The 22,935-nt window shown below is 72.7% G+C and carries 18 protein-coding genes and 1 pseudogene; 7 read left to right on the plus strand and 12 right to left on the minus strand.

The features are described from left to right. The first annotated feature begins 120 nt into the window (after positions 1-120). The 3 genes from OHB04_RS16740 (at position 121) to OHB04_RS16750 (ending at position 2,754) form a co-directional block, all read left to right on the plus strand. A complete protein-coding gene (locus OHB04_RS16740; RefSeq protein WP_326688498.1) occupies positions 121-339 on the plus strand; it encodes a hypothetical protein in 219 nt (72 codons plus the stop codon). 221 nt (positions 340-560) lie between these two features. Continuing rightward, on the plus strand, positions 561-2,360 hold the full coding sequence (locus tag OHB04_RS16745; protein WP_326807729.1) for a hydroxysqualene dehydroxylase: 1,800 nt from the start codon (positions 561-563) through the stop codon (positions 2,358-2,360). A gap of 73 nt (positions 2,361-2,433) precedes the next feature. Continuing rightward, complete coding sequence (locus OHB04_RS16750) at positions 2,434-2,754, plus strand: hypothetical protein (RefSeq protein ID WP_326688500.1); 321 nt, start codon at positions 2,434-2,436, stop codon at positions 2,752-2,754. Between the two features lie 67 nt (positions 2,755-2,821). Here OHB04_RS16750 and OHB04_RS16755 read toward each other — a convergent pair whose 3' ends face one another. The 4 genes from OHB04_RS16755 to OHB04_RS16770 form a co-directional block, all read right to left on the minus strand. Beyond that, positions 2,822-4,357 (minus strand): MFS transporter, encoded by a 1,536-nt coding sequence (locus tag OHB04_RS16755; RefSeq protein WP_326807730.1) that lies wholly within the window; start codon positions 4,355-4,357, stop codon positions 2,822-2,824. Between the two features lie 202 nt (positions 4,358-4,559). Then, on the minus strand, positions 4,560-5,129 hold the full coding sequence (locus OHB04_RS16760; protein ID WP_326807731.1) for a hypothetical protein: 570 nt from the start codon (positions 5,127-5,129) through the stop codon (positions 4,560-4,562). After that, complete coding sequence (locus OHB04_RS16765) at positions 5,126-5,386, minus strand: helix-turn-helix transcriptional regulator (RefSeq protein ID WP_326688503.1); 261 nt, start codon at positions 5,384-5,386, stop codon at positions 5,126-5,128. Before OHB04_RS16765 ends, OHB04_RS16760 begins: the two co-directional genes overlap by 4 nt. 130 nt (positions 5,387-5,516) lie before the next feature. Continuing rightward, a complete protein-coding gene (locus OHB04_RS16770; RefSeq protein WP_326807732.1) occupies positions 5,517-6,470 on the minus strand; it encodes an NADP-dependent oxidoreductase in 954 nt (317 codons plus the stop codon). A 166-nt stretch (positions 6,471-6,636) separates the two neighbouring features. On the opposite strand from OHB04_RS16770, the gene OHB04_RS16775 reads away from it, so the two are divergent. Further along, the gene (locus OHB04_RS16775) at positions 6,637-7,965 is read left to right on the plus strand and encodes a helix-turn-helix transcriptional regulator (RefSeq protein WP_326807733.1); all 1,329 of its coding nucleotides are present in this window, start codon (positions 6,637-6,639) and stop codon (positions 7,963-7,965) included. Positions 7,966-8,076: 111 nt separating this feature from the next. Beyond that, the gene (locus tag OHB04_RS16780; RefSeq protein WP_326807734.1) at positions 8,077-9,246 is read left to right on the plus strand and encodes a hypothetical protein; all 1,170 of its coding nucleotides are present in this window, start codon (positions 8,077-8,079) and stop codon (positions 9,244-9,246) included. A gap of 53 nt (positions 9,247-9,299) precedes the next feature. Here the strand turns inward: OHB04_RS16780 and OHB04_RS16785 are convergent, their stop codons facing one another. Next, positions 9,300-10,109, minus strand: coding sequence for an SAM-dependent methyltransferase (locus tag OHB04_RS16785; RefSeq protein WP_326688507.1), 810 nt, complete (start codon positions 10,107-10,109; stop codon positions 9,300-9,302). 227 nt (positions 10,110-10,336) lie between these two features. Between OHB04_RS16785 and OHB04_RS16790 the strand changes: the two genes are divergently transcribed. Then, a complete protein-coding gene (locus OHB04_RS16790) occupies positions 10,337-11,179 on the plus strand; it encodes an SAM-dependent methyltransferase (RefSeq protein WP_326688508.1) in 843 nt (280 codons plus the stop codon). Between the two features lie 218 nt (positions 11,180-11,397). Here OHB04_RS16790 and OHB04_RS16795 read toward each other — a convergent pair whose 3' ends face one another. Together OHB04_RS16795 and guaA are read right to left on the minus strand one after the other, a co-directional pair. After that, on the minus strand, positions 11,398-12,633 hold the full coding sequence (locus OHB04_RS16795) for a hypothetical protein (protein WP_326688509.1): 1,236 nt from the start codon (positions 12,631-12,633) through the stop codon (positions 11,398-11,400). 96 nt (positions 12,634-12,729) lie between these two features. Continuing rightward, a complete protein-coding gene (gene guaA / locus OHB04_RS16800) occupies positions 12,730-14,313 on the minus strand; it encodes a glutamine-hydrolyzing GMP synthase (protein WP_326688510.1) in 1,584 nt (527 codons plus the stop codon). Positions 14,314-14,804: 491 nt separating this feature from the next. Between guaA and OHB04_RS16805 the strand changes: the two genes are divergently transcribed. Then, positions 14,805-15,092: a chorismate mutase gene (locus OHB04_RS16805; protein WP_326688511.1), complete on the plus strand. Its 288-nt coding sequence runs from the start codon at positions 14,805-14,807 to the stop codon at positions 15,090-15,092. A 602-nt stretch (positions 15,093-15,694) separates the two neighbouring features. On the opposite strand, the gene OHB04_RS16810 is transcribed toward OHB04_RS16805, so the two are convergent. From OHB04_RS16810 to OHB04_RS16830, 5 genes and pseudogenes are all read right to left on the minus strand, one after another. Then, positions 15,695-16,408, minus strand: coding sequence for an SMI1/KNR4 family protein (locus OHB04_RS16810; RefSeq protein WP_326688512.1), 714 nt, complete (start codon positions 16,406-16,408; stop codon positions 15,695-15,697). Positions 16,409-16,460: 52 nt separating this feature from the next. After that, positions 16,461-18,434 carry a GMC family oxidoreductase gene (locus OHB04_RS16815; protein WP_326688513.1) on the minus strand — a complete coding sequence of 658 codons (1,974 nt, stop codon included), beginning with the start codon at positions 18,432-18,434 and terminating at the stop codon, positions 16,461-16,463. 88 nt (positions 18,435-18,522) lie between these two features. After that, positions 18,523-20,220, minus strand: coding sequence for a succinic semialdehyde dehydrogenase (locus OHB04_RS16820; RefSeq protein ID WP_326807735.1), 1,698 nt, complete (start codon positions 20,218-20,220; stop codon positions 18,523-18,525). Between the two features lie 167 nt (positions 20,221-20,387). Next, positions 20,388-20,816: pseudogene (locus tag OHB04_RS16825) on the minus strand (serine/threonine protein kinase); the annotation flags it as partial. Positions 20,817-20,970: 154 nt separating this feature from the next. Next, entirely contained in the window at positions 20,971-22,815 is a 1,845-nt protein-coding gene (locus OHB04_RS16830; RefSeq protein ID WP_326807736.1) for a serine/threonine-protein kinase, read from the minus strand. Positions 22,816-22,935 lie beyond the last annotated feature (120 nt).

A 22,935-nucleotide genomic window follows, 5' to 3' on the forward strand; every position in this document is an offset into this window, starting at 1 on the left:
CCGTTGGGCATCGCGGCCCACCTCCTGGGACCCCGCGCACTGGGACACCCGGGGCACAACCACCGTCCGTACCCACGCCGTTACTCCGAACCGTACGCGCTGGCCAGCAGGCTTTTCGCCATGAACAGCGAGATTCCACCGGTTGGCGCGTACGCCGTAGACGTTCGGACGGGGCGGGTCGGCCAGGTGATGGATGGGGACGGTCCATACGTCCAGCAGAGGCCACCGAGGGGCGGGTGCGGGTGGGACGTTCCGCCGGAGGCGATCCGGGCTGCTCGCGTCAGCGAGGAACTGAGCGCGCGCGTCACCGACCTCAACTGGCAGAGCAGGCTGCCGTGAGCGGCAACCGGCCCCGCGGCCTTCCGCGCCGACTGCCCGACCGCCCCTGACCCGTTCACGGGTTTCCCACGGCCCAACTCCCCTCCCCCACAGGCACTTTCAGCCAACATGACCCCAGCGACACACGTGTCTTCCGGGGTTCGGGTGGTCGCCATATGCTCCTGCGACTGCACGGCTTACCGCCGGTAGGCCAACAGCCGGAGGCGAGGGGGACGCACACGATGCGTACCGAAGCGACGCATGCGACGTCGACCAGACGCACCTTCGTGGCGGGGGCCGGGGCGGGGATGGCCGGGGCCGCGCTCGCCGTGGGCACCGGTACCTCCGCGAGCGCCGCCGCCCGCCAGGGCGACAAGGCGGAGGCCAAACCCTCCGTCGCGGTGCTGGGCGGCGGCGTCGCGGGGCTCACGGCCGCGCACGAGCTGGCCGAACGCGGCTTCGACGTCACCGTCTACGAGCGGCGCGCGCTGGGCGGCAAGGCCCGCAGCATGGACGTGCCCGACAGCGCGAAGGGGGGCCGCAAGCCGCTGCCCGGCGAGCACGGCTTCCGCTTCATCCCGGGCATCTACCACAACCTGCCGGACACGATGCGGCGCATCCCCTTCCCCGGGAACGAGAAGGGGGTGTTCGGGAATCTGGTCTTCCCGCGGGAGATGTCGTTCGCGCGCACCGGCAGGGAGGACCTGCGCTTCCCGATCCCCTGGGCGGGCAACGAGCCGCCCGAGCTGACCTTGGACGACATCTCCCGGATGCTCCGGGCGCTCCTCGACACCGCGCTGCGGCTGCCCGCACACGAGGCGGCGTACTTCGTCAACCGGGCGCTGGTCTTCCTCACGAGCTGCGACGAGCGGCGGAACGAGAAGTGGGAGTCCACGCCCTGGTGGGAGTTCGTGCGTGCGGCACAGATGTCGGAGGACTATCAGCGGATCCTCGCGATCGGCATCACCCGCAACATCGTCGCCACCAAGGCCGAGGAGGCCAGCACCCGCACGGTGGGCTCGGTCGGTGAGGCGTTCGTCTTCAACGCGCTCGGGCAGGGCGCCGACGGACCGCCCGACCGGATACTCAACGCTCCCACCAACGAGGCGTGGATCGACCCCTGGGTGAAGCATCTGACCTCGCTCGGCGTGACGTTCAAGGTCGGCTGGAGCGTGCTGGGCGTCCCGTACGCGGACGGGAAGGTGCCGTCCGTCTCTGTCGAGGACCCGGACGGCAAGCGGCACGACGTCACCGCCGACCACTACGTGTGCGCGCTGCCGGTGGAGCGGGCGCGGCGGCTGTGGAGCGAGGAGCTGCGCGCCGCCGACCCGCGGCTGGCGCGCTGCGACGAGCTGCGCACGGACTGGATGACGGGCATCCAGTTCTATCTGACCGAGCGCACGCCCATCCTGGACGGCCACCTCAACTGCATCGACTCCCCCTGGTCGCTGACCGGCATCGCACAGGCCACGCACTGGCCGGACCGCGACTTCCCCGCCGACTACGGCGACGGCGTGGCGGCGGACTGTCTGTCCGTGGACATCTCCGAGTGGGACAAGCCCGGCATCCTGTACGGCAAAACGGCCAAGCAGTGCACGCGCGAAGAGGTCGCCAAGGAGGTGTGGGCCCAGCTGAAGGCCGCCCTCAACGACACCGGGAAGACCGTCCTCAAGGGCAGCGCGCTGCACTCGTGGTTCCTGGACCCGGGCGTGGACGGCATCGGCGGCCCGCACCCCACCAACGAGGACGAACTTCTCATTCATCCGGTGGGCACCTTTCACAACCGTCCGGATGCCGCCACTCGCGTCCCCAACTTCTTCCTCGCCGGGGACTACGTCTCCGTCGACATCGACCTGGCGACCATGGAGGGTGCCAACGCCTCGGCACGGCAGGCCGTCAACGCCCTTCTGGAGCGGACCGGTTCGGATGCCGAGCGCTGCACGGTGACGCCGATGTTCCGCGCCCCCGCCATCGAGGCCCTGAAGCGCCACGACCGCACCCGCTACCGGCTGGGCCTGCCGAACGCCTTTGACCTGGGGTGAAACGGGGGCCGGCGTCAGCGCCAACTGGCAGTCTGTACCCGCACGTTCGTTCCCGTCACAAGGAGGAGTACTCATGACCCGACTCGCGCCCGCCGCAGGTGTGCTGGCGGCTGCCGCCGCTCTGGTCGTCCTGCCCGTCAACGCCGCGAGCGCGGCCGGTCCCCAGACGTCCGCACCCCGTACGCTCGGCGCCTGCGCCGAGCTGACCGAGCAGGGCGCGGGCTGGGCCTCGCTGCGCAACGACTGTGGGGTGGAGATAGACGGCTCCGTGCAGCTCAGCGCCGGTACGAACCCGGCGTGCGTCACGATCGCCGCGGGCGACACCGTCGAGGTCACCTGGAAGGGCAGCGGGGTCGCCGAGTACGCGTACGACTGCGTAGAGCGGTCCGTATGACGAGGGGGGCCGCGCCCGGTTCTGGCGCAGCCCCCCTCCGTCTTCCGCCTCCGTCCCGCTCGCCGTATCAGCCAGCTGTATTGATCACCGCGTCCGCGGCGGCAGAGGGCGCCTCCGCGGGCACTTCCGGGGGCGCCTCCGGGGGCACTTCCGGGGGCACTTCCGGGGGCGCCCCGGTGCGCGCCTGCCGCGTTCCGCCGGTCCGGGGCAGCAGGCCGACGAGCAGCACGGAGGCGGCGGTGAGCGCGGCAGCCACCAGGTAGGCGGCGGCGTAACCGTCCGCGAGCTGCTCCTCGGTGGGCTCGGCGCCCTGCGCAGCGGTCGCCCCGACGGCGACGGCGCCCAGGACGGCCAGGCCCAGCGCGCCGCCGATCTGCCGCGAGGTGTTGACCAGCCCGGCCACCACTCCGGCCTCCCGCGCCGCCGCGCCGGTCGTCGCCGCGTCCGTCAGCGGCGTCATCAACAGGCCGATCCCGCCGGCCATCAGGATGCCGGGGCCCAGGATCGTGCCGAGGAAGGTGCCGTCGGCGTTCAGCACCAGCCCCTGCCAGCCGAACCCGGCTGTCGCCACCACTCCGCCCACGGCCACCATCGCGCGGATGCCGAACCGCGCCATCAGCCGGGGCGCCGCCTTGGAGCCGACGATGACCCCCGCCGTGTGCGGCAGGAAGGAGACGCCCGCGCGGACGGCGGAGTAGCCGAGCACGTTCTGCATGTAGAGCGACAGGAAGTACCACATCGCGAAGGCACCGGTCATGGCGACGAACGTCACCACGTTCCCCGCGGCGACGGCGCGCAGCCGGAACAGCCGCAGCGGTACGAGGGGTTCAGCCGTGCGCGCCTCGACCGCGACGAAGGCCGCCAGCGCCAGCAGCCCGCCCACGAGCGGGACCAGGACCTGTGCCGAGCCCCAGGAGTGCGACTCGGTGCGGCCGATGCCGTACGCGAGCGCCGCGACCCCGGAGGTCACCAGCGCGGCGCCCGGCAGGTCAAGACCCCGGCGGCCCGTCTTCTCGTGCCGCTCCCGCAGCCCGAGCACGACGACGGCGACGACGAGCACCCCGACCGGCACGTTGATCAGCAGCACCCAGCGCCACGACAGCAGATCCGTCAGCAGCCCGCCGACCAGGCCACCGGCCGCACCGCCCGCCGTCCCCACGGCGGCCCAGGTCGCGATCGCCCGGGTCCGCGCGGGTCCTTCCGGGAAGGTGGAGGTCAGCAACGAAAGAGTGACGGGCGCGAGCACGGCGGCGCCGATGCCCTGTACGGCGCGCGCGACGATGAGCATCTCCGCGTCCTGCGCGAGCCCGCCCGCCAGGCTCGCGGCGGTGAACAGGCCCAGGCCCGCCAGGTAGACGGGTTTGCGCCCGAAGAGGTCGGCGGCGCGCCCGCCCAGCAGCAGGAAGCCCGCGAAGGTCAGCGCGTAGGCGTTCACGACCCATTGCAGCGCCGAGCCGCTCAGCGACAGCCCGTCGCGCATGCTGGGCAGCGCGACGTTGACGACGGACACGTCGAGGACGACGAGGAACTGGCCGATGCTGGAGGCCAGCACGACCGCCCAGGCGCCGGACCCGCGCCCGGACGAGGGAGGGGAGGATGACATGCCCGCCATCCTGCGCGCGTGGGTGCGCGCGGGCATCGGAACAAGGTCGCAACCCCGCCCGCACCTTCGCCCTAGAACCTTTGGAACCGTCCGCGCCGTCTCCGCCGGGACCGGGCCGACGCGGGGTCTTCCGTACCGGCGACGGCACCCGGGCCGTCCAGCGGCCCGACCGATGCGGCACCGGCGGAGCGGGGCAGATGCCTCACTTGTCGCCCAACGGCTCGCCCAACGGCTCGTCCAGGGGGTCGTCCAGCGGCTCGTCCTGGACGCGCAGGGCCGCGATCCACAGCGGCAGCATGTGGTGCACGCCCACGAGGAACACGCCCGTGACGGCCAGCGGGGTGGCCATGTCCCTCAGGGAGTCACCTGCCAGAGAGGTGACGAAGAAGACCAGCAGCGCGGCGGTCATCAGCCCCGAAGTGACCCGGTGGGCCAGCGTGTGGACGGTGCCGCGGTCGGCGAGCTGGCGCTCGTCCAGGACGTGGGCGCGCAGCTCCATCAGGCCCCGCGTCATGGAGTTGAGGAGACCGGTGGCCGGAATCCAGGCCAGCAGCGCGACCAGCGGTAGGGCCAGCAGCCACGCGCGGCCGGTCACGAAGCAGGCCGACATGCCCGCCAGCCCGACGAGCGTGAGGGCGATGTGGGCCGTCACGATGCCGCGCCGGGCCGCGCGGGTGGCGTGATAGCGCTTGACGCGCGGGTCGTTCATCGTCCTGAACGACCACCTGTCGTGGCGGGTCATGTTGTCGTAACGGCTCGTGGTGGTGTTCATCGGGCCTTCCCCCTGCCTGTGGTGCCGTACAGCTCGTCCGTGAGCGGGCGGAACGGCTCCAGGGAGAACAGCGCCTCCACCGGCAGCTCGAAGTAGCCGGCGATGCGCAGCGCCAGATCGAGGCTCGGGTTGTACTGCCCGCGCTCGATGTAGCCGACCGTCTGATAGTGCGCCCCGACCGCCTCGGCAAGCTGCTGCCGGGAGACACCACGCTCGGCCCGCACCACTGCCAGCCTGTTGTGTACGTGCTCGCTCATGTATAAGAAGTACTACATCTGGGAGCAGGTACACAACACCGCCGCACACACTTCCCGTTACGGCTTCCCGTTACGGCTTCCCGTTACGGCACTTCCCGTTACGGCACAGCGCGGCACGGCACGGCGCCGCTCACCTCGCGAACAGCACCAGCTTTCCCCGCAGATGTCCCCGCTCGCTCTCCCGCTGCGCCTCCGCCGCGTCCGCGAGCGGGTAGCAGCGGTGAACGGGCAGGCGCAGGGTCCCGGCCCGGTGCAGGGTGAGGGTCTCGGCCATCGCGGCGGCGAAGTCGGAGTCCTCGTACCCGGAGAAGTACACCCCGTGCCGGGCCGCGTCCCCCTGGTCCGCGATGGCCACAACGCGTTCGGTGCCGCCCGTCAGCTCTATCGACACCTGGGCCGAGCCGTCGCGTTGCGCTCCGTCCAGCGCGGCGTCCACCCCCTGCGGCGCGACGGCCCGCACCCGCTCGGCCAGGTCCTCGCCGTACGTCACCGGGACGGCGCCGAGGGCGCGCAGGTAGGCGTGGTTGCTCTCGCTCGCCGTACCGATCACGCGGATGCCGCGCGCCACCGCGAGCTGGACGGCGAGGGTACCGACGCCGCCCGCCGCAGCGTGCAACAGCAGCGTCTCGCCCGCCTTGAGACCCAGATAGGTGAAACACCGCACCGCCGTCTCCGCGGCCGACGGAACCGCAGCGGCCTCCAGCCAGCCGAGCGTCGGGGGGCGGCGGGCGAGCCGGTGGACCTCGGCGAGCGCGTACTCGGCGTAGGAGCCGGTGAGCGTGCAGCCGAAGACCTCGTCCCCGACCGCCAGTTCGTTCACATCAGGGCCGACGGCCTCGACGACGCCCGCGCCCTCGATGCCGGGCACGTGGGGCAGGGCGAGGTGGAAGAGGTCGGAGAGGCTCCCGTGGCGGAGCTTGTGGTCGAGCGGGTTGACCCCGGCCGTACGGACGGCGATCCGGACCTGTCCGGGGCCGGGAGCGGGCAGCTCGACGGTCCTCGGGGCGAGTACGTCGGCGGAGCCGTAGCGGTCGAAGGCGACGGACTTGGTGGCGAGCGTTCTCGGGGTCGTTTCCTGCGGCATGAAGGAGTCCTCCGGCGTCGTTCGTGGCTTCTTGCGCGGTTCGCGGTTACGCGGCGCAGCACCACTCTCGTCAGCCCGCCCCGCCCGCAGGACCGGCCGACCGGCCGGTTCCCAGCCCGTCGAACGGACAGGCGACCAGGCGCAACCCCGTCGTACGGTGAGCCGTGTGGAGCGACGCTGGACGACCCCCGAAGAGACGCTGGCCCACGCCGCGGAAGTGGTCGGAACGCCGCTGCCGCGCCTGCTGGAGCGCACCTCGCGCGCGCTGCGCGGACTCGTGCCGCACACCGTCGCCGCGCAGCTCAGCGAGACGTCCGCGTACGCACCCCGGCAGGCCGTCGGCAGCGACGGCGAGCTGGCCGGACGCATCACCGGCCGCGAACTCGGCGAGCTCTCCGTCCACGTACGGGTCGGCATCCCGTGGCAGGGCGAAGCGGTGCTCGGCGGGGCGGCACGGCCCGTCCTCGGCGTCGCCTCGGCACCCCGGGGCGCGGGCGGTGCGCTGCTGGCACTGACCGGTATCGGCGAGGCACCGGTGCCGGACGGCGTACGGGAGACGGTGCAGGGGGTCTGGGATCTGGTGACGGCGCACGCCTACCAGTTGAGCGCCGAGGCGTACTCCGAGTACGCCGCCGTCTCCCGCGCCGCCGCCGCTGCCCGCGCCCACAGCATCGACGAGATGACGGACGCGGTCACCACCTCGCTGTCCGGACTGCTGCGCGTCCTGCGGTCCGGCGCGCTCGACGACACCGCCGCACGCGGGGCCGCCACCGAACTGGCCGTCGAAGCGCTGAGCAGCCTGCGGACGATGCCGTACTGGAACCGGGAGCTGAGCGAGGAGAGCGCGGACGACGCGTTCCACCGGCTGACGCGGGAGCTGCGGCCTCTGCTACGGGACGGGAGACGCGGACGGAACGGGCCCGCCGGGCAGGCCGGGCGCGCCGCTCCGGTACGGCTCGGGCTGCGTCCGCCCGGCACCTCGCGCCATGTGCCGTCCGACACCGCGCACACCGCGCGCGCCGCCGTACGCGGTGCCGTGCTGGCCATGCTGGAGCAGGACGGTCTCGAACGGCTGCACATCGGCTGGTGGCTGGAAGACCACACGCTGCGCGCCGCCGTACGGGACGACGGTCCCGGGCACCTCGGCGCCGAGTCCGTCGCCGGACATCTGTCCGAGCGGGTCGCCGGTCTGGGCGGCACGCTGGAGCTGGACGCCGTGCCCGGCTGGGGGACGACGTTCACCGTCGTCCTGCCGTTGTGCGCCCCGGGCCGTCAGGGGGCGACGGGGCCCGCGTCGGAGGGGCTGAACGAACTGCATCCGCGTGAGCTGCACGTCCTCGAACAGCTCGCGCTCGGGCGCCGCAACCGGGAGATCGCGAGCGCGCTCGGGATCAGCGAGTCGACGGTGAAGTTCCACGTCTCCAACATCCTGAGCAAGCTGGGCGTGTCCACACGCGGGGAGGCGGCGGCGCTCACCCGCGCCTGGGCGCGGTAGGTCAGCGGCGGGCCCGTCGCACCGCTGTCGGCTTACCCGCCGTCGCGACTGCCCGTGGATTCGCCCACCCGCCCACCCGTTACCGCTCCCCGGGCGAGCTACCCTCGCTCGGTGCCTCTTCTCGGTCGGATACGCGGCGCCTCGCGGCGCACCCTGCTCGTGGTGGGCGGCGGCGTCCTTGTACTGGCGCTCGGCGCGGGGCTCGTTCCGCTGCTGGTCCAGGGCGACGCCGAGGCGTCGGCCTGCCGGGCGGCGCCCGCCTCCGCGCGGGCGCTGGCGCGCGACCCGCAGCGCGCTGCCGCGGCGCTCGATCCGGGCGCGGACGCCCGCACCACGGGGCCGCTCGAACGGCTCCTGCGTACCAAGGGTGCGCCGCTGTGCGGGAGCGCGGCGGGTACCGCGCTGGCCGGGCGCGCCGTCGTCGCCGCGACGACGGGCCGCACCTGGGAGCAGCGGGACGCGCCCGCGCGGGCGCACACGGAACGGGAGGCGCGGATCGCCCACGCCCTCATCGAGCTTCTGGGGCACGGCCGGACCTACGAGCCGGACTTCCCGCTCGCGCTGAGTCCCTACGTCGCCCGGACGCTCGCCGCCTACATCGAGGACACCGGCGGGCTCGCCCACGTGCCGGACTCCGACTGGTACCGCCCGACCGTGCGCGACGACCAGGCCGAGTACGAGGACCACAGCGGCAACTGGGCCACGCCCTACCCGCACGGCCGCGACATGCACGCCGTCTTCCCCGACACACTGCGGATGGAGAAGGTGGTGCGCAGGCTGGCCGCCTCCCCCCGGGCCTTCGCCACGCTCTACGACGCCGAGCGGGCCCGCTTCGCCTACTACCTGGAGCGGCTGACCGGCGACGCCCAGGAGCCCGGCGAGAAGGCCAAGAACGGTCTGATGTCCACCGAGATCGAGTTGGAGCGCTCCGCCAACTTCATCGCGACCCTCATGGTCGGCCGCAACGTCGGTCTGAAGGAGGGCTGGATCTCCTCACGCGCCGCGTTCGAGCGCGCCGTGCTGCGGCACACCCGGGGCACCTACGCGGCGGCCGGCCACCAGGTGCGTACCCGCCCCGCCTCGGCCACGCTCGCCGACCGGCGGCCGGACGCCTCGGCGGGCAGCGGAAAGCGGGCCGCCGCACGGCTGATGGACGGCAGGGTGCAGCTGTTCGCCACCTTCGACCGCTGGGCCCGCGAGCGGCACATCCCCGAGGGCAGCGCCGAACGGCTCCGCGTGGAGATCGACTCCCGCTACGTCCTGGCGCTGACCCAGTTCTAGGGCCACGGCTCGTCCAGGGCCACGGCTCGTCCAGGGCCACGGCTCGTCCAGGACTACGGCTTGCGGCCGACGCCCCCGTACAGCGGCACCTCCTGGCGGGTCTCCAGCGAGGGCGCCTCGGGGCGCCACTGGGGGCAGGAGACGACGCCGGGCTCGATCACGTCCAGGCCGTCGAGGAAGGCGGCCACCTGCTCCGGGCTGCGGGGCTGGTACGGGACGGAGCCGCCGCGGTTGTAGCCCTCCAGGGCCTTCACGTACAGGGGGTCGGTGTTCGTGCCGTCCCGCACCGCCAGATAGCTGCCCGAGGGCAGGTCGCTCATCAGGCGCCGCACGATCGCGCGGGCCTCCTCGTAGTCGGGGACATGCGCCAGGATCCCCATCAGCATGACCGCGACCGGCCGGTCCAGGTCCAGGGTCGCGGCTGCGGCCTGAAGGATCTTCTCCGGCTGCCGCACATCGGCGTCGACGTACCGGGTGGCGCCCTCCGGAGTGCTGGTGAGCAGGGCGTTCGCATGCGCGAGCACCAGGGGATCGTTGTCGACGTAGACGATGTGCGCCTCGGGGGCGACCCGCTGGGCGACCTCGTGGGTGTTGTCCACGGTCGGCAGGCCCGTACCGATGTCCAGGAACTGGCGGATGCCGGCCTCCCCGGCCAGATACCGCACGGTGCGCCCGATGAAGTGCCGTCCCACCCGCGCGAGGGTGGTCATGTCCGGGAAGACCTCCCGGACCCTCTCGCCCGCCTGCCGGTCGGCCGCGTAGTGGTCCTTGCCGCCGGTCCAGTAGTCCCAGATCCGTGCAGAATGCGCCACCGTGGTGTCGATCCCGTCCACGGGCTCCGGCCTGTCGGGCCCATCGGTCATCGTGCTCTCCCCTGACTCGCTCAGCTACCGCTCCCCACAACCTAGGCTCTTTCTCCATCTGGCGGGCCACGGACCCGGATTGAGCGTCGCCGGCGACGAGTCGCCGTGGCCGTACGGGAGTTCACCCTCCCGCCGTTCCGGGAGGGAGTCCGGTTAGGCTTCATCTCGTGCAGATACGTTCATCTGCCTTGATATATCGATGAATTGTGGCCAGAAGCGGAGGAAGTGTGACGCACAGCAATGAGGAGGTGGCCCGCCTCTACGAGTCCAGCGGATCCGGGCTGTCCGGGCTGCGGACCGACGAGGCCCACTCGGCGCGTATGTACGACTTCCTCCTCGGCGGCAAGGACAACTACCCCCCGGACCAGGAGGCGGCCGACGCGGCGATGACCGCGTTCCCGACGCTGCGCATCGCGGCCCGCGAGAACCGTGCCTTCCTCGGCCGCGCCGTGCGCCACGTGGTCGAGGAGACCGGCATCCGCCAGTTCCTCGACATCGGATCCGGCCTGCCGACCGCCCAGAACGTTCACCAGGTCGCCCAGCACCACGACCCCCAGTCGCGCGTCGTGTACGTCGACAACGACCCCATCGTCCTGGCCCACGGGCACGCGCTGCTGTCCGCCGACGAGCGGACGACCGTCATCCAGGCCGACATCCGCGACCCCCGCTCGATCATCGAGCGCAAGGAGACGCGGGCGCTGATCGACTTCACCGAGCCGGTGGCCGTGCTCGCGGTGGCGATCCTGCACTTCATCTCGGACGAGGAAGAGCCGGGCGCGATCGTCGCGCGGATACGCGAGGCCCTGGCACCCGGCAGCGTGATCATCCTCTCGCACGCGACGGCCGAGATCTCCCCCGAGACCGCACTCGGCGTCCAGACCGCCTACCGGGCGCAGGGCGTACCGCTCACCCTGCGCGACCGCGCGGCCTTCGCGGAGCTGTTCGCGGGCTTCGAGCTCGTCGAGCCGGGCATCCAGGTCGTCTCCGACTGGCGCGCGACCGACCCGGAATCCGACCGCCCGTCGCACGCGGAGGTCTCCTGGTACGGCGGCGTGGGCCGCCTGCGATAGGGCGTGTCCGGCGGATCAGGCATGCCCGCCACCGGGGCACCCCAAGGGGCGCGGGGAACTGCGCGCCCCAGCCCGGAAGGCACCCGCACCCTGCAAAACGCAGCCAAAGGGCAGCCCCCGCTCAGCCACCAGGCAAGAGGGCAGCGCGAAGACCCGCCGGAAAGGCCGTAGCTCCCGCCAGGGACCCAGCGCACAGTCAGGGCACGCCCCGGCATCCGTCAGCGCGGCGCCGGCGGCAGCCGCAGGCCGTGGCAGCCGCGTTCGCGGGCCTGGGACTTGGCGAACGAGGCGAGCATCGCGCGCATCTCGCCCTTGCCGAGCCGGCCGCGGCTCACCGACGCCTCGCCGGTGTCCTCGGCGGCCCCCTCGTCCTCGTCGGGGCGCCGGACCGCGAGCTGGAAGCCGGCGGCCTGCCCGTCGCACTCGGCCGTCGCCCAGCCGCCTTCGCCGGTGAGCCACGGCCGGACCTTCTCCTTCTCACGGTCGCCACCGGCCCCGCCCTGCCGGGCCTGGTACAGCATCATCCGGCGCGACCAGTCGCCGTACCACACGTCCAGCTCCAGCACCGCGCCATGCGGCTCGCCGTTCCTGTCGAGCCCCTTGGGCCGCACGGTGCAGCTCGCCATCGGGCCACGGCCGTCCGGCGTACGGATGTCGGCGACCCAGCCGCTGCCCCGCAGCGGGCTCTTGGCCAGCGCCGCGCACGAGGTGCCCCCGGCCCTCGCCGGATCCACGGTCTTCGCCGCGACGCCCTCCGCCGGAACGCGCAGCGGCTTCGCGTGGCAACCCAGCTTCTGCGACGCCTTGTTGGCGAGCGCGGCGCCCACGCGCAGCACCTGCCGCGGCTTCGACAGGTGGCCCGCGTAGACGTCCACCAGGAGCTGGGCGCGGTGCCCGGCCGCGTCCTTACCCCGCCCGGGGCAGTCGGGCATGAGGATGATCCCGGACAGCTTGCCCTCGAAGCCCGGCAGCCCGCCGGGCAGCGCGGCGCGCGGACGTCCGCCGTCGTCGGTGAACTGCCGCGCCAGCTCACGGTCGATGTCGTCGCGGCTGCTGTAGACCTCCGCCTCGACGACCCGTTCGCCCTCCTCGTTCTCCACCTCGCAGGTGTAGCGCCCCAGTTGGGTGTCCAGCTCGGCGCTCTCCTCGGCGAGGTGCGCGCCGGACTCTCCGGTGGTGGCGCGGAGGGTGTCCATCGAGCCGTCGGGTATCGCCCCGTCGCAGGCGCCGGACTCGATGTACATGTCCTTCAGCGAGGGCTTGGCGATCACCCCCGCGACGCCGAGAACGAGCACGCCGACGAGGCTCCACACGACGGTCTTCCTGCGGCGCCGCCGCCGTTCGTCCTGCTGCCGGAGGGCGGCCCAGCGCTCCTGGTCCTCCTTCGAGTGCTCAAGGAGGCCCCGCTTCTTCGGCTCTCCCCCTCCGTCCGGCACTTCAGACTCATCCGACACCCCGGCACCGTATCCCAGCTCGCACACACGTGTGCCGCCGCTCCCGAAGGGGGGAACGACGGCACAGGCGGGGGTACCGCGCTCAGGATGCGGGAGTCACTCCCACTCGATGGTCCCCGGGGGCTTGCTGGTGACGTCGAGCGTGACGCGGTTGATCTCGGAGACCTCGTTGGTGATCCGCGTCGAGATGCGGGCCAGCACGTCGTACGGCAGCCGCGACCAGTCGGCGGTCATCGCGTCCTCGGAGGAGACCGGACGCAGCACCACCGGATGCCCGTAGGTGCGCGCGTCGCCCTGGACGCCCACGCTGCGCACGTCCGCGAGCAGCACCACGGGGCACTGCCAGATGTCCCGGTCGAGCCCGGCCGCCGTCAGCTCCTCGCGGGCGATGGCGTCCGCCTCGCGCAGCAGGTCGAGCCGCTCGCGGGTGACCTCGCCGACGATGCGGATGCCCAGGCCAGGGCCTGGGAAGGGCTGGCGCTGGACGATCTCGTCCGGCAGGCCCAGCTCCTGGCCGACCATCCGGACCTCGTCCTTGAACAGCTTGCGCAGCGGCTCGATCAGCTCGAACTCGATGTCCTCGGGCAGGCCGCCCACGTTGTGGTGCGACTTGATGTTGGCGGCGCCCGTGCCGCCCCCGGACTCGACCACGTCCGGGTAGAGCGTGCCCTGCACCAGGAAGGCGACCGGCTCGTCGCTGGGCGCCTCGGCGATGATCTCGGCCTGGGCCGCCTCGAAGACCCGGATGAACTCCCGGCCGATGATCTTCCGCTTCTCCTCCGGGTCGGAGACCCCGGCCAGCGCGCTCAAGAAGCGCCCGGAGGCGTCGACGACCTTGAGCTTGGCGCCCGTGGCCGCGACGAAGTCCTTCTCGACCTGCTCGGTCTCGCCCTGGCGCATCAGCCCGTGGTCGACGTACACGCAGGTCAGCTGCGGCCCGATCGCCCGCTGCACCAGCGCACCGGCGACGGCCGAGTCCACCCCGCCGGACAGCGCGCAGATGGCGCGCCTGCTGCCGACCTGTGCGCGGACGGCCTCGACCTGCTCGTCGACGATGCTCGCCGTCGTCCACGACGGGGTCAGCCCGGCGCCCCGGTAGAGGAAGTGCTCAAGCTCCTGCTGCCCGAATGTGGAGTGCATCACCTCGGGGTGGTGCTGGACCCCGTACAGCTTGCGCTCGTCGTTCTCGAACGCGGCCACCGGCACCATGGAGCTGGACGCGGTGACGGTGAAGCCCTCCGGCGCCGCCGAGCAGGCGTCGCCGTGCGACATCCACACCTGCTGCTCGGTGGGCGTCCCCTCGAAGAGGGTGGAGGACGGCTTGGAGACCGTCAGATCCGTGCGGCCGTACTCCCGGCTGCCGGTGTTGTCGACGGTGCCGCCGAGCGTGGTCGCCATCAGCTGGAAGCCGTAGCAGATGCCCAGGACCGGGACCCCGGCCTCGAAGATCGCGCGGTCGATGGAGGGCGCCCCTTCCGCGTACACGGAGGAGGGGCCGCCGGACAGGATGATCGCCTTGGGGTCCTTGGCGAGCATCTCGGAGGCCGGCATGGTCGAGGGCACGATCTCGCTGTAAACCCGCGCCTCACGCACCCGGCGCGCGATGAGCTGGGCATACTGCGCGCCGAAGTCGACGACGAGGACGGTGTCCGGAGCGGAGTCGGACGGGGAGGAAGCCACGGAGCTGCCTTTCGGCGGTGAAGCGGGGATCTGGCACCGATGATAACGGTGCCAGACCTGGTCCCCGTCCCCTTCCGTCCCGCCGCGACGGCGAGACGCCCCACGCACGTCACCGGCGGTGCCGAACCGGTGCCACACCGGAGCGGCACCGCCGGACACCGGCATCGTGGCCGAGCGCCGTCGCGGCGGAAGGGGGAGCCCCATCGCGGCCGAGCGCCGTCGCGGCGGGACCAAGGGGAGGAGCCCCCATCGTGGGTGAAAGAGGGGCGGAAAGGTGGGTGGGTGCCATGGGGCATACTGGGGGGCATGTTCGCGCAGACTCGATTCTGGTTTACCTATGGCACCGGCCCGGCCGGCAGCCATGGTCGTTCTGTGTGAACCGCTGACACACGACTTACCAGGCGCCCCGGGCCGATCAAGGCCCGGGGCGCCGGTATGTTCGCTCCTGGGCCGCAGCGGCACGTGGGCTCCCGATCCCAAGGAGCAGCCCGATGACCAGCACCGCACCCCTCAGCGAGCACCCCACGGCTCAGGTCGACGCCGAAGGCGTCATCGCCGCCGAACGTGCCCGGATCGACGCGCTCGATACCCGCATCATCGCGCTCGTCCGGGACCGGATGGAGGTCTCCGAACACATCCAGCGGGTGCGCCTCGCGTCCGGCGGCAGGCGGGTCCATCTGGCCCGCGAGATGGAGATCCTCGACCACTACAGCACCGAGCTGGGCCGCCCCGGCCGCGATCTGGCGATGACACTGCTCGGGCTGTGCCGGGGCAGGTAAGGGCAAGGACGCGGGGGGGCGCTCCTCACCCGTACGGCGCGTGACCGCCCCGGAGGGGCTTCGTTGGACGGGGTGTCCCTGATGTCCGCCGGGCGCTCGGCGGGGAATGGGGCGGCGTCACCGGAGCGATGAGACGCCCGGCCTCCCCGGGAGGGGAGCCGGAAGCGTCGTGGGACCTCGCTCCGGTGCTGTGACCGGACAGCAGGGGACAGCAGCCCGGTCACGACAGCGGCCGGTCCCGGGGACGCTCTGGGCCGGCCGCTCCGCGGACTCCCGGCGAACTCCCCTGCGTAGCGGGAAGACCGCAGGCTGGCGACCGTCCAACCGAAGAGTGAGACGGTCCGGCCGACTCCGTCGAAACGGTTGCGCGGCACGAGCCGCATCCACCACGATGCTGAGAGCAAACCCCCCGCCGTGCACCAAAGTTGGTAGGGCAGGGCAGGGGGCTGCCATTGGTCGAACCCCCCGGCGGCGCTACCCCCCGGCGCCGCCCTCCTCAGCACCGGCGCTGCCCTGACGCCGGTGCTGACCGCCAAGGGCCCCGAGGCTGCCGCCACCCACCCGGCCGGCGCCCCGGGGCCCTTCGCCGTGTACAGCCTCGATCAGGACTCGCCGGACGGGCCCTGCCTGGAGGTGTACTGGAGGCGCGGCGGGGGCTCGGTCGTCTCGTCCCAGGCGCGGCGCTCGGCGTGGTGGAGCCAGTTCAGATACCACTCCGCGAACGTCACGGGCCCCGTGCTGCCGATCAGTTCGACCGGCACCACCCCTTCGCCGACGGCCCGTACGTCGTCCCACACGGTGCCGCGGTGGGGGCCCGTGATCACGAGGAGGTAGTAGTAGGCGCAGCCGCGGTCGCTGATGCAGAGGGTGCCCTCGTCCATCGCCTCCTCCAGCTCATCGCGGCGTTGGTCCCAGGCGGTGTACGCGGCGATGGCGGCGTCGTCGTACGGGTTCTCGGGCCGCCGGGGCTCCGCGCACTCGTGCGCCTCGGATTCGGCCAGGAGCTCGGGGCGGAAGGGCAGCGCGCAGTGGCCGGTGCCGGGCGGGTCGTCGGGCCCCGGCGGCTTCATCGGGAACAGGCCGTAGCCGGGACCCGCGCCGCCCGCGCCCACTTCCATGAGGAACGTGCGGTATTCCTCGGGGAGTTCGGTTCCGAGCCGCCGCTCCACCGCCCGCACCTGCTCCTCGGTGAGGGCGGGCCGCAGCTCGAAGTTGTGGCCGCTGACGGGAGAGTCGGACCCGAACACCACCCACCCGCGCGGCGCCTCCCGCAACGCGAGCACCCGCTCCCGTATCCCCGTCCAGGCTCCATCCACCACCGGCTCCTCCCCGAAGGTCCGTACGGCGATCACCGTACGCAGCCGCCAACTACTCCTGTGGGGCGGGGACCTCGGGCACGGGGAGGAGGGGGAGGCGGAGGGCGCCGAAGGCCTCTTCCGGGACGGCGGGGCGCTCGGGGGGCACCGGGGTCAGGCGCGCGTAGGGGGCTTTCTGGGTGGGGCGGGGGTCCTGGTCGCCCCTGTTGGGCCAGAAGGACATGGCGCGTTCGGCCTGGGCCGTGATGGTGAGGGAGGGGTTCACGCCGAGGTTGGCGGAGACGGCCGAGCCGTCGACGACGGAGATGCCGGGGTGGCCCCAGAGCCGGTGGTAGGGGTCGATGACGCCGCTTTCGGCGCTGTCGCCGATGGGGCAGCCGCCCAGGAAGTGCGCCGTGAGGGGGGTGCCCATCAGCTCGCCCACGTTGGTGCCGGGGAAGCCGTTGATCTCTTCGGCCAGCACCCTGGCGGCCTCGGCGCCCTCGGGGATGTGCACGGGGTTGGGTGCACCATGTCCCTGACGCGCCGTCAGGAGACCTTTGCCCAGGCCCTTGTCCTTGCGGTAGGTGGTGAGCGAGTTGTCGTGTGTCTGCATGACCAGGCCGATGATGACCCGCTCCGACCACTTGCGGGCCGAGAGGGAGCGCGCGAAGAGCGCGGGGTGGCGCAGGCACGTCACGAGGTAGGCCAGCACGCCGGGGAGCTTCGTCTGGATGCCGCGCGGGACCTGGAGCGTGGTGAGCGCGCTCATCGAGTTGGAGCCCTTGCCGTAGCGGACGGGCTCGATGTGCGTGGTGGCGTCGGGGTGGACGGACGAGGTGATGGCCACGCCCTTGGTGAAGTCCAGGTCCGCCTGCTTGCCCCACTTCTTGCGGTAGCGGCCCGGCACGGTCTGCGCGCCCACCAGGGCCTCGGAGTTGGTGCGGGTGAGCTCGCCGAGGCGCCGCGAGAGACGGGGCAGCGTGCCCTCGTCCCGTACGCGGTGCAGCAGGGTCTGGGTGCCGTACGTGCCCGCCGCCAGGACGACATGGCGGGCGCGCAGGATCTTCGGGCGGGCGCCGCGCCGCTTGTCGGTGCGAACGACCGCGACCTCGTATCCCCCGGCATCCGGTGCGCCGGCGAAACTCGCGGCATCCGGTGCGTTCGCGGAATTCGCAGCATCCGGAGCGTCGGCCGCGCTCCCAGCATCCGGAGCGTCGGCCGCCTGCGTGGCATCCGGTGCGGTCGGCGCGCCGTGCGTACCCGCCGCGCGCTCGCGGATGCCGACGACCGTGGTCAGGGCGCGTATCTCGGCTCCGGCCCGTTCCGCGAGGTAGAGGTAGTTCTCGTTGAGGGTGTTCTTCGCGCCCCGGCGGCAGCCGGTCATGCACTCCCCGCACTCCACACACGCCCGCCGCTGCGGCCCCGCACCGCCGAAGTACGGATCCGGCACCGTCTCCCCGGCGCCCGCCCGCGCGCCGCCCCCGTCCGCGTCCTGGCCGTCGCCGAAGAAGACCCCCACCGGCGCCGGATGGAAACTGTCCCCGTACCCCATCCGTTCGGCCGCCGCCTTCAGATGCACGTCCGAAGGCGTCATCGTCGGGTTCAGCCGCACCCCCAGCATCCGCCGCGCCTGGTCGTAGAAGGGCGCCAGCTCCGACTGCCAGTCGGTGATGTGCCCCCACTGCCGGTCCTCGAAGAACGGACGCGGCGGCACATACAGCGTGTTCGCGTAGTTCAGCGAACCCCCGCCCACCCCCGCGCCCGCCAGGATCATGACATTCGCCAGCAGGTGGATCCGCTGAATCCCGTACAGACCCAGCGACGGCGCCCACAGGAAGTTCTTCAGGTCCCAGGAGTTCTTCGGCAGCTCCTCACGCGTGAAGCGCCGCCCCGCCTCCAGCACACAGACCCGATAGCCCTTCTCCGACAGCCGCAGCGCCGAGACCGCGCCGCCGAAGCCCGACCCCACCACCAGCACGTCATAGTCGAAAGGGTCGTCGGAACCTGAATCCGCCTGCTTCCGGGCAGGGTTGGGCAGGGACATGGCGACCTCCGGTTCGGCGTTGAACAGTGCGGAAGTTGAACAGTGCGGAAGAAGTGCGGTGTCGGGGCAGCGCGCCGGGCCCGCGCGCTCAGCGCAGACGCAGCGTCTTGAGTGCCTTGAGGGAGCGGGACATGAAGGCGGCGTACTTCTCGTCGTCCATCCCCAGCGACGGCGCCATGGGCAGCACCCGCTGGTGGGCGACGGTCTGCGGCTCGGTGTACTTCAAGATGCCCTCGGAGCCGTGCCGACGGCCCAGGCCCGAGTCCCCCATGCCGCCCATCGGGGCCTGCGCGCTGCCGTAGGCGGAGGCGTAGCCCTCGTTGATGTTGACCGTGCCGGTGCGCAGCCGGGCCGCGACCTCCCGCGCCTGCCTGCCGTTGGTGCCCCACACGCTGGAGTTGAGGCCGTAGGGCGAGGCGTTGGCCAGCTCGACCGCCTCGTCCACGTCCGAGAAGCGGTAGACGGACACGACCGGCCCGAAGGTCTCCTCGCCGCAGACGGCCATCGGCGTCTCTACGCCCTCCAGCACGGTGGGCTCGTAGAAGAGCGGCCCGATGTCCGGGCGCGGACAGCCGCCGGTGAGCACCGTGGCGCCCTTGGCGACGGCGTCCTCGACATGCCGGGTGACGGTGTCCAGCTGGCGCTGGGAGACCAGCGAGCCCATGTCGGCGCCGTAGGCGAGCGAGGCGCCCAGCCGCATGGCGCGGGTACGGGCCACGAAGCGCTCCAGGAAGGCGTCGGCCACCGACTCGTGAACGTAGAGCCGCTCGATGGAGATGCACAGCTGCCCGGCGGAGGAGAAGGCCCCGCGTACGGCGCCCGCCGCCGCCTTGTCGAGGTCGGCGTCCGGGAGGACGAGCATCGCGTTCTTGCCGCCCAGCTCCAGCGAGCACCCCACCAGCCGGGCGGCGGCACGCTGGGCGACCTCGCGGCCGGTGCGGGTGGAGCCGGTGAAGGAGACGTAGTCGCCCCGGTCGGCCACCTCGGGGCCGACCACGGGACCGTCGCCGAGGACGACCTGCCACACGTTCTCGGGCAGCCCCGCCTCGACCATCAGCCGCCGGGCCCACAGCGCGGTCAGCGCCGTCTCGGTGTCCGGCTTCATCACCACCGCGTTGCCGGCGACGAAGGCGGGCAGCGCGTCTCCCACCGACAGCTCGAACGGGTAGTTCCAGGGCGCGATCTGCCCGACGACGCCGCGCGGGTGGCGCAGCTCGATGACCTTGGTCAGCACCGGGATGGCGCCCGTGTGGCGCTTGGGGCGCAGATACGAGGCGGCCTTGCGGCCGTAGTGGCGGGCGGCGACGGCGACCGCCTGCACCTCCTCGTGGGCGTGGAGGCGGGCCTTGCCGGTCTCCAGCTGGATGAGGTCGAGGACCTCCGACTGGCGGCTGAGCACCAGGTCGTGGAAGCGCAGCAGCACGGCAGCCCGCTGACGGACGGGGGTGGCGGCCCAGGCACGCTGGGCGGCGCGCGCCGTCTCGAAGGCCGACGCGACATCCTCCGGTGCGGACTCGGGCAGCTCGGCCAGCACCTCCCCGGTGAAGGGGGTGTGGCTGCTGGTCTTGCCGCTTCCCGTGACGCCCCGGGAGAGCGAGGCGACGAGGGACGGGGTGACCACGTCCGCCGCCGTGCGTACCCCCGAGGGCGCGGGGGCGACGGGGTTGCCGGAGGGGCGGCGGGTGCGGCCCGTCTCGTGCGTGGTGGCGGAGTCCGCCTCCTGCCCGGTGGCAGGGCCCGTCTCCGGGGCGGTGGCGGGGCCGGTGCTGTCCTGCGAGTCCGTCATGCGACCGAGAGTACGACTCCGGGCGCGGGCCCGCATACCCAGCGGTAACCCCTTTTCACGGAATCTGCCAGCAATCACTGGCAGAGCCGCGCCGCCCCCCTCCGGGACCCCCGACGCCCGTCAGAGGTCGTTGATCTTGAGGGACTTCGCCGCTTCATGACGATTCACGGCTGGCCGTCCTCCACGACGACATCGTGGATCGTGACGACCGAGGGGTGGTCGATCCGCGCCGCCGTACGTGCCTCGCGGCGCATCCGCGCGTACACCGTCTGGCGCTCGCGGTCCGACAGCGTGTCCGGCAGCCGGGGCTCCTTGACGGCGACATCGCGGTCGACGACCTCGTCGTGCGCCCGCCAGACCGTGCCCATTCCCCCGTGCCCCAGCCGGGAGGTGAGGCGGTACCGGCCGCCGATCAGGCGCCCGCTGCCGGGCTCGGCACCGGGTCGGGCGGGGGGCGCGGGCGGAGGCTGAGCCGATTCCCGCGTGGGCTCGTAGGCGCGGGGAGCGGGCTGGGGCGGAACTCCTTCGCGCGCTTCCCCGGGCGGCTGGAGCCCGTAGCTCGTCTGCTCGTCCAAGCTGTCCCCCTCGTTCGTCATGAACACAGCATTACCCCGCGGTGGTGCCGGAGCCACCGCGTTCACTGACCTGTGACGCGGTCGCGACGGCCTCAACAAGCGGGCTTCAGCGGGGCGTCAGCGGGACTGAACGCGCCTCGGCGGGCAGGCGTCAACGGTCCTCGACGGGCAGGCGTCAGCGGGTCGGGGCACGCTCGAAAGTCTTCAGCGCCTTGTCGAAATAGCGCTTGCCCGCTGCCGTTTCCGGCAGCGGCGAGGAGACCCACACGTCGTACAGCTTCCCGGCCTCGTCCCAGCTCTGGTCGTAGGTGTGCCGGGAGCCGCCGTCCGAAGCCGCGCCGTTCCAGGTGAACTCCCAGCGCGCGCCCGGGAATCGTCCGTGCGCGCGTGCGCCGACCGCCGCGTCCCGGTAGCCGGGATAGCGCGCGGGCGCCTCCTGGTGCGCCTCGCGCATCACGCCGAGCGCGCCGCCCGCCTCCTGGTCCTGGATGTGCACGCCGATACGGAACCGTTTGCCGGGCGAGTAGTAGAAGACGCGCGGCGGCTCCAGGGAGCGGGTGAACCCCTTCGGCACGGTCATCCGGAAGCCCAGTGGATCCTCCACCGTCCGGTAGCCCGCCGGGGCACCCGGAACGGTGCGCTCCGCGTCGCCCGCGCCCTCGGGCAGCCCGGACGGGGCGGGCTTCTTCGAGCCCTCCTCGTCGTTGTCCGCCTCGGGCCCGGGGCCCGGCTTCCGGGATCCGGGGCCGCTCCGCTCCCCGCCTTGCTGCCGGGGCCCGCCGCGCTTCTCGCCGGCGTCGGCCGCGGCGCCGCTGTCGCGCGAGGAGAGCACCACTCCGCCCGCCACTCCCCCGCCCGCGAGAGCCGCGACGAGCAGGGCCGCGACGAGCACCGACCGGCTGCCGCCGCGCGGAGTCCCCGGCGGGAGTGAGGCGGCCTCCGCCGGGGCGTCGTCGGCCGGGAAGTCCCCGGCGGACGGTGCGGCGTGGGGGACCGAGGGGGCGGTCGGCGGGTGCGGGACCGACGGACCCGCAGCGGCTGCCCCGGACTTCCGGGCCGACGACGGCCCGGCCCCGCCCGCACGGCCGACCGGCCCCTTCGGCTCCCCGCCGACCGGCTCCCGCCACTCCTCGCCGGCCGGCTCCTGCCGCTCGCCATCGGCCGGCTCCTTCGGCTCAGCGCTGCCCGGGGGCGCCTGCGGCATCACCCCGTCCTCGGCGTAGGCCCGCAGCAGCGCCTCCGCGTCGTCGGCGTCCATCCGGCGCTCCGGGCTGCGCTCCAACAGCCCGAGGATCACCGGGCGCAGCCCGTCCGCGCTCGGCGGGAGCCGGATCTCGCCCAGCGCGACCGCGTGCACCACGCTGGTCGCCGACTCGCGGTGGAAGGGCGTCTTCCCCTCGACCGCCGCGCACAGCAGCACCCCCAGCGACCACAGGTCGCAGGCGGGTCCGGTGCGCTCCTCGGCCAGCCGCTCCGGGGCCATGTACTCGGGCGAGCCGAACAGGCTGCCCGTATCGCTGATCGTCGTCAGGCCCGCGACCCGCGCGATGCCGAAGTCGGTCAGCACGACCCGTCCGGAGCCGTCCTCCAGCAGGACGTTGGCCGGTTTGATGTCGCGGTGCAGGATGCCCACGCGGTGCGCGGCCCGCAGCGCGCCGAGCAGCGCCAGCCCGATACGCGCCGCCTCCTGCGGCGTCACCGGGCCCTCGGCGGCGATCAGCTCGGCGAGGGAGCGCCCTTCGACCAGCTCCATCACTATCCACGGGCGCTCGTCCTGCTCCACCACGTCGTGCAGCACCAGGATGTTGGGGTGTCCGACCTGCGCCACGGTGCGGGCCTCGCGGAGCGTGCGCTCGCGCAGCCTGCGGGTCTCCTCGGGAGAGTGCCCGTCCTCAAGATGGAGCTCCTTGACGGCCACGTGCCGCCCCAACAGCTCGTCGTGGGCCCGCCATACGGTGCCCATGCCGCCCCGGCCCAGCCGTTCCCCGATCCGGTAGCGCCCCGCGATCACCCCGTCCATCCCCACATGATGCCCCGCCTCCGCGCCGCCCGGGCGCCGCAGCCCTGAATCCGCGCACGGGGTGGTGTGCCGCCCTGGGGTGGTGCGCCGCCCTGCGGCGTCGGGAGCGGACGACCACGT

Source organism: Streptomyces sp. NBC_01775 (assembly GCF_035917675.1).
Classification (GTDB): domain Bacteria; phylum Actinomycetota; class Actinomycetes; order Streptomycetales; family Streptomycetaceae; genus Streptomyces.

Bases quoted from the DNA above. Each gene is read 5' to 3' on its own strand.
- OHB04_RS16740 (WP_326688498.1), top strand. From the start codon at position 121: ATGAACAGCGAGATTCCACCGGTTGGCGCGTACGCCGTAGACGTTCGG.
- OHB04_RS16745 (WP_326807729.1), top strand. From the start codon at position 561: ATGCGTACCGAAGCGACGCATGCGACGTCGACCAGACGCACCTTCGTG.
- OHB04_RS16750 (WP_326688500.1), top strand. From the start codon at position 2,434: ATGACCCGACTCGCGCCCGCCGCAGGTGTGCTGGCGGCTGCCGCCGCT.
- OHB04_RS16755 (WP_326807730.1), bottom strand. From the start codon at position 4,357: ATGTCATCCTCCCCTCCCTCGTCCGGGCGCGGGTCCGGCGCCTGGGCG.
- OHB04_RS16760 (WP_326807731.1), bottom strand. From the start codon at position 5,129: ATGAACACCACCACGAGCCGTTACGACAACATGACCCGCCACGACAGG.
- OHB04_RS16765 (WP_326688503.1), bottom strand. From the start codon at position 5,386: ATGAGCGAGCACGTACACAACAGGCTGGCAGTGGTGCGGGCCGAGCGT.
- OHB04_RS16770 (WP_326807732.1), bottom strand. From the start codon at position 6,470: ATGCCGCAGGAAACGACCCCGAGAACGCTCGCCACCAAGTCCGTCGCC.
- OHB04_RS16785 (WP_326688507.1), bottom strand. From the start codon at position 10,109: ATGACCGATGGGCCCGACAGGCCGGAGCCCGTGGACGGGATCGACACC.
- OHB04_RS16805 (WP_326688511.1), top strand. From the start codon at position 14,805: ATGACCAGCACCGCACCCCTCAGCGAGCACCCCACGGCTCAGGTCGAC.
- OHB04_RS16815 (WP_326688513.1), bottom strand. From the start codon at position 18,434: ATGTCCCTGCCCAACCCTGCCCGGAAGCAGGCGGATTCAGGTTCCGAC.
- OHB04_RS16820 (WP_326807735.1), bottom strand. From the start codon at position 20,220: ATGACGGACTCGCAGGACAGCACCGGCCCCGCCACCGCCCCGGAGACG.
- OHB04_RS16830 (WP_326807736.1), bottom strand. From the start codon at position 22,815: ATGGACGGGGTGATCGCGGGGCGCTACCGGATCGGGGAACGGCTGGGC.